The organism is Promicromonospora kroppenstedtii DSM 19349, from assembly GCF_000515355.1.
Taxonomy (GTDB): domain Bacteria; phylum Actinomycetota; class Actinomycetes; order Actinomycetales; family Cellulomonadaceae; genus Promicromonospora; species Promicromonospora kroppenstedtii.
Map to the genome: position 1 here is coordinate 4,551 of NZ_KI911706.1, position 5,691 is coordinate 10,241.

The 5,691-nt window shown below is 72.0% G+C and carries 6 protein-coding genes; all 6 read right to left on the reverse strand.

Annotated features, from left to right (window positions below; all coding sequences use genetic code 11):
• On the reverse strand, positions 1-857 hold an 857-nt coding region (locus PROKR_RS18815; protein WP_211240178.1), incomplete at its 3' end, for a class II aldolase/adducin family protein.
• Positions 854-2,029 carry an L-rhamnose isomerase gene (gene rhaI / locus PROKR_RS18820; RefSeq protein WP_036965689.1) on the reverse strand — a complete coding sequence of 392 codons (1,176 nt, stop codon included), beginning with the start codon at positions 2,027-2,029 and terminating at the stop codon, positions 854-856. The genes rhaI and PROKR_RS18815, both read right to left, overlap by 4 nt.
• A gap of 193 nt (positions 2,030-2,222) precedes the next feature.
• Entirely contained in the window at positions 2,223-3,248 is a 1,026-nt protein-coding gene (gene rhaS / locus PROKR_RS18825; protein ID WP_036965691.1) for a rhamnose ABC transporter substrate-binding protein, read from the reverse strand.
• Between the two features lie 11 nt (positions 3,249-3,259).
• Positions 3,260-4,255 carry an ABC transporter permease gene (locus PROKR_RS18830; RefSeq protein WP_036965693.1) on the reverse strand — a complete coding sequence of 332 codons (996 nt, stop codon included), beginning with the start codon at positions 4,253-4,255 and terminating at the stop codon, positions 3,260-3,262.
• Positions 4,252-5,277, reverse strand: a complete 1,026-nt coding sequence (locus PROKR_RS18835; protein WP_036965695.1) for an ABC transporter permease — start codon at positions 5,275-5,277, stop codon at positions 4,252-4,254. Before PROKR_RS18835 ends, PROKR_RS18830 begins: the two co-directional genes overlap by 4 nt.
• Positions 5,274-5,691, reverse strand: a 418-nt coding sequence (locus PROKR_RS18840; protein ID WP_157602253.1) for an ATP-binding cassette domain-containing protein, incomplete at its 5' end; no start/stop codon positions are given. The genes PROKR_RS18840 and PROKR_RS18835, both read right to left, overlap by 4 nt.

The following is a 5,691-nucleotide window of genomic DNA, read 5'->3' on the forward strand; positions in this document are numbered from 1 at the left end:
AGCCGCTCGCGCGCCACGAAGTCCAGCACGGGCTCCGAGTCGGTGAAGTGCCCCACCTGCGGGGCGTCGACACTGGCCAGGCCGCGGATCACGGGCGCGAGCGCGGCCGCCCGGGCGCGCCGCTCGACGTCGTGCAGCGGCTCGTAGCCCGCCCGCACGGCGCCGAAGGGATGGTCCCCCCGAGCGGCCGCTCGCGCCGCGATGAACTCCTCGGCTCGCCGGATGATCGAGAGGGACCGCTCCTCCGCCTCGGCCGAGGTGTCGCCCCAGGCGGTGATGCCGTGGCCGCCCAGGATGCAGCCGACGGCCTGCGGGTTCGCGGCCTTGATGGCCGCGATGTCGAGGCCGAGCTGGAAACCCGGACGGCGCCAGGGCACCCAGACGACCTCGTCGCCGAAGATCTCGGCGGTCAGGTTCTCGCCGTCGGCGGCCGCGGCGATCGCGATGCCGGCGTCGGGGTGCAGGTGGTCCACGTGGGGCGCGTCGACCAGGCCGTGCATGGCCGTGTCGATCGAGGGCGCCGCGCCGCCCTTGCCGTGCAGGCAGTAGTCGAACGCGGCGACCATCTCGTCCTCGCGCTCCTCGCCCGTGTACACGTCCACGAGGGCGCGCATCCGGTCGAGCCGCAGCACGGCGAGGCCCTGCTCGGTGAGCGTGCCGAGGTCGCCGCCGGAGCCCTTGACCCACAGCAGCTCGACGGGCTCGCCCGTCACCGGGTCGGTGGCGGTGCCCTTCGCGGACGTGTTGCCGCCCGCGTAGTTGGTCACCCGCGGGTCGGAGCCCAGGCGGTTGGACCGGCCCACCAGGTCTTGTACCGCACCGGCCGCGCCGGCACCGGCCTCGACGACGTCGTTCATGCTCCCCATCCCGCCTGCGCGCCACCGACGCGCTCTTGTGCGATCTTCTCGGCATAACCCGACGCCGCGAAGGCCGCTGTCGGGTTCGGGTCCAGCCCCATCTCCTCGCGCACCTGCGCGACGAGCGGCCGGACGTCGGTGTCGTACGCGTCCATCAGCACGCCGTGCGCGCCGAGCACGTCACCGGCGAGCTGGGCAGCCTCCAGCGCCTCGACGTCGACGAGCAGCGCCTTGGCCGTCGCCTCCTGGACGTTCATGACCGACCGGATCTGCGCGGGGATCTTCGGCTCGATGTTGTGGCACTGGTCGAGCATGAAGTTGACCCCGCTGTCCGGGGCGTGCGCACCGGCGGACACGATCTCGTGCATGATCCGGAACAGCTGGAACGGGTCCGCGGCGCCCACCATGAGGTCGTCGTCGGCGTAGAACCGGCTGTTGAAGTCGAAGGCGCCGAGGCGGCCCTGGCGCAGGAGCTGCGCCACGATGAACTCGATGTTGGTGCCGGGCGCGTGGTGGCCCGTGTCCAGCACGACCTTCGCCCGGTCGCCGAGCGCCATGACGTGCAGCAGGGAGGTGCCCCAGTCCGGTACGTCGGTCACGTAGAAGGCCGGCTCGAAGAACTTGTACTCGAGCACCATGTGCTGGTCGTCGTCCAGGGCGGCGTAGATCTCGGCGAGCGACTCGGCGATCCGGTCCTGCCGGGCCCTGATCGAGTCCTGCCCGGGGTAGTTCAGGCCGTCGGACAGCCAGACCTTGAGGTCCTTGGACCCCGTGGCGCGCATGACGTCGATGCACTGCTTGTGGTGGTCCACGGCCTTGGCGCGCACCCGCGGGTCGGGGTGGGCCAGCGAACCCAGCATGAAGTCCTCGTCCTGGAAGACGTTCGAGTTGATCATGCCGATCCGGACGCCCAGGTCGTCGGCGTGCCGGGCGAGCGCGCCGAAGTCGTCCACCAGGTCCCACGGGATGTGCAGGCTGACGCGCGGGGCCACGCCGGTGTACTTGTGCACCTGCGCGGCGTCGGACAGCTTCTCGAACGGGTCACGCGGCACGCCGGGCTGGCTGAAGACCTTGAACCTCGTGCCCGAGTTGCCGAACGCCCAGGACGGCAGCTCGATCGTCTGCTGCCGGAGCGCCGACCTGGCCGCCTCGACACGTGTGGATGCCGCCATGGCGTCCTCCCTCTCCGCGCACGCCCTCGTGCGCACCTTGAAACGATTCATTCAGACCCTAGTCCGCGACACCGGGACGGTCAAGGCATGGCCGTGCGGCGCGGTCGGTAGAACGTCAGGTGGTCGGCAGCTCGGGCTGCCGACCACCTGACGTTCTACCGACCGCGCCGCACACCCCATCGGAGCACAGGACTCAGAAGTCGAAGTCGTCGATGTTGCTCTTGTCGAACACGAACGGCTCGCCGAGCACGACCACGCCGTCGGCCCCCACCGTGTACTCACCGAGCCGGCCGGCTTCGAAGGTGTCACCCTCCGCGCCCGTGATGTCGCCCGCCACCAGGGCCGCGGCGGCCTCGGTCGCCAGGTAGCCCAGGTCGTTCGGGTTCCACAGCGCGAACGCCTCGACGGTGCCGTCCTCGACGTACTCGCGCATCTGGTTGGGCGTGCCGAGACCGGTGACCGCGACCTTGCCCTTGTACTCGGACGTCGAGACGTACCGCGCGGCCGCGGCGATGCCGACGGTCGTGGGCGAGACGATCCCCTTCAGGTCCGGGTGCGACTGCAGCAGGGCCGCGGTCTTGTCGAACGATGTCTGGTCGTCGTCGTCGCCGTAGGCGGTCTCCACGAGCGTGATGTCCGGGTAGTCGGACGCCAGCTTCTCCTCCATCAGCTTGATCCACGCGTTCTGGTTGGTCGCGTTGGCCGACGCCGACAGGATGGCGATCTCACCCTCGCCGCCGATCTGGTCGGAGATGAGCTCGAGCTGCTTGTCCGCGATGCCCTCGGCCGAGGCCTGGTTGACGAACAGGTCGCGGAACTGGGGCTCGGTGTCGGAGTCGAAGGTGACCACCTTGGTGCCCGCCGACTTCGCCTCGTCGAGCGCGTCGCCGATCGCCGTCGGGTCGTTGGCCGAGACGATCAGCGCGCTCACGCCCTGCTGGGCGGCAGTGTTGATGAACGGGACCTGCGAGTCGGGGGACGCGGTGTCCGGCCCCACCTCCTCGACGGTGGCGCCGAGCTCACCGGCCGCCTCCTGGGCCCCGGCGGTCGACGCCTCGAAGTACGGGTTACCGAGGTTCTTGGGCAGCATGGTCATGGTGACGTCGCCGGACGCGCCGCTCGCGCCGCCGTCCCCGCCGTCGCCCCCGGAACCGCAGGCGGCCAGCCCGACCGCCAGGACAGCGGCCGTGCCGGCCGCGAGCACAGATGTGAGCTTCATCGTTCGTCTCCCTAGCTTCCGTGCCCGGCGGACGAGCGCCGTCGGACCCTGAGGCCCCCCGCGATGCGCGGGGCGACCACCGACACGACGAGCGCCGTGCCGATCACGATGTTGATGACGTTGACGGTGACGCCCTCCAACCGGAGGGCGCTGCCGAGCACGCCGATCAGCAGCACGCCCGCGACCACCCCGTGCATGGCGCCGCGGCCGCCGAAGATCGACACCCCGCCCAGCAGCACCGCCGCCACGACCTGCAGCTCCAGGCCGGTCGCGTTGTCACCTCGGGCGCTGCCGTAGCGGAGCGTGTAGTAGACGCCCGCGAGCGCCGAGACCGCCCCGGACAGCACGAACAGGATGAGCAGGGTGCGCTTGACGTCGACGCCGGAGAACCGGGCGGCCTCGCTGCTGCGGCCGATGTCGAGCACGTTCCGGCCGAACGGGGTGGCGTGCAGCAGCACGGCGAAGACGGCGATCAGGAGGACCAGCCCGAGGGTGATCGCCGGCCAGGGCGACTCCCCCAGCTTCTCGGTGGCGCCGTCGGTCCAGTTCTCGGGGAAGTCGGTGACGGCGGTGGTGCCCAGCAGCCCGACGGCGAGGCCGCGGTAGAGGGCGAGGGAGCCGATGGTGACCGCGAGCGACGGCAGGCCACCGTAGGCGACGAGCGCCCCGTTGAGCGCACCGCACACCGCGCCGAGCAGCACCGAGGCCGGTAGCGCGAGCCACAGGTCGGCCCCGGCCTGGTGCAGCAGGCCGAAGGTGACGCTGGACAGCCCCACCACGGACGCGACCGACAGGTCGATCTCGCCGGTGGCGATGATCAGCGTCATGGGCAGCGCGATGAGCAGCACGGGGGCGACGTCGAGCACCAGGTAGGTGATGGTGAGCGGGCCGTCGAAGCCCTGCACGGTCGCGGAGGCGACCACCCAGGCCGCGACCAGGATCAGCACGGTCAGCATCTCGCGGGTGAGCAGCGCGCGCTGCCACCAGGGGCGGGCGTGGGTCCTCATCGGTTCGCCTCCTCGCGGTCGGCCGGGCCGCCTTCGCCGGGTTGGTCGGTGTCACGTTCGGCCGCGAGGCGGTGCGACCGCCGCCGGGCGAGCACGCGGTCCAGCGCGATGGCGCCGATGATGAGCGCGCCGACCACGGCGCGCTGCCAGAAGTCGGGGATGCCCACCACGGGCAGGGCCCGGTTGATGGTGAGCAGCAGCATCGCGCCGAGCGCGGCGCCCGCGACGGTGCCGCTGCCGCCGAAGATCGCGACGCCGCCCACCACCACGGCACCCACGACCTGGAGCTCGATGCCGAGCCCGGCCCCGGACGACACGGTGCCGTACCGGGCGGCGAACATGACGCCGGCCAGCCCGGCGAGCGCGCCGCCCAGGGCGAACGCCCCGAGCAGCCGGCGGCGCACGGGCAAGCCCTGCAGCTCGGCGGCGTCGGGGTCGGACCCGATCGCGTAGAGCTGTCGGCCGCCGCGCGCGGTGTACATGTAGTAGGCGACGACGGCCAGCACGACGGCGGCGACGATCGTCAGCACGGGGATGCCCAGCGCCTGCTGGGTGCCCAGTGCGAGGAACGACCGGGGCATGTCCCCGGCGTCGATCCGGTCGCTGCCGGCCCAGGTCAGCGCGATGCCACGGTAGACGTACAGCGTGCCGAGCGTGATGACGAGCGCGGGCACGCGGGCGAACGCCACGATCGACCCGTTGACCAGGCCGAGCACGGCCCCCGCCGCTACGGCGACGAGCGCCACCACGACGATCGGCAGGTCGGGCGCCTCGATGAACAGGCGGCCGGTGAGGTACGCGGTCAGGCCCAGCACGGAGCCCACGGACAGGTCGACGTTGCGGGTGATGACCACGACCGCCTGGCCCACGGCGAGCACCACGAGGATGGCGGGCGTGAGCAGCAGGTCGCGGAAGCCGCCGGAGCTGAGCAGGAAGCCGGGCTGGATGGCGGTGGTCACGCCGATCACGACGAGGAGGGCGAGGGCGATGCCGGCCTCGCGGCGGCGCAGCAGGGCGCTCATGCCGCGCCCTCCTGCCCGGCCGACGCGCCCGGCGTCGCGGCACGCATCACGACCTCGGGGGTCGCCTCCGCCCGGCTCAGCTCGGCGGCGATCCGCCCCTCGCGGACCACGAGCACGCGGTCGGCCATGCCCAGCACCTCCGGCAGCTCGGACGAGATCATGAGCACGGCAAGTCCCTCGGCGGCCAGCGTGGACAGCAGCCGGTGCACCTCTGCCTTGGTGCCGACGTCGATGCCGCGCGTGGGCTCGTCGACGATCAGCACCTTGGGGCCCGTGGCCAGCCACTTGGCGAGGACGACCTTCTGCTGGTTGCCGCCGCTCATGGTCGTGGCCACCGCGTCCAGCGCGCCGGCCTTCACCGCCAGCCGGCCGGACCAGTCGCGCGCGAGCCGCGCCTCGGCGTCGGGCAGCAGG

Bases quoted from the DNA above. Each gene is read 5' to 3' on its own strand.
- rhaI (WP_036965689.1), bottom strand. From the start codon at position 2,029: ATGGCGGCATCCACACGTGTCGAGGCGGCCAGGTCGGCGCTCCGGCAG.
- PROKR_RS18830 (WP_036965693.1), bottom strand. From the start codon at position 4,255: ATGAGGACCCACGCCCGCCCCTGGTGGCAGCGCGCGCTGCTCACCCGC.
- rhaS (WP_036965691.1), bottom strand. From the start codon at position 3,248: ATGAAGCTCACATCTGTGCTCGCGGCCGGCACGGCCGCTGTCCTGGCG.
- PROKR_RS18835 (WP_036965695.1), bottom strand. From the start codon at position 5,277: ATGAGCGCCCTGCTGCGCCGCCGCGAGGCCGGCATCGCCCTCGCCCTC.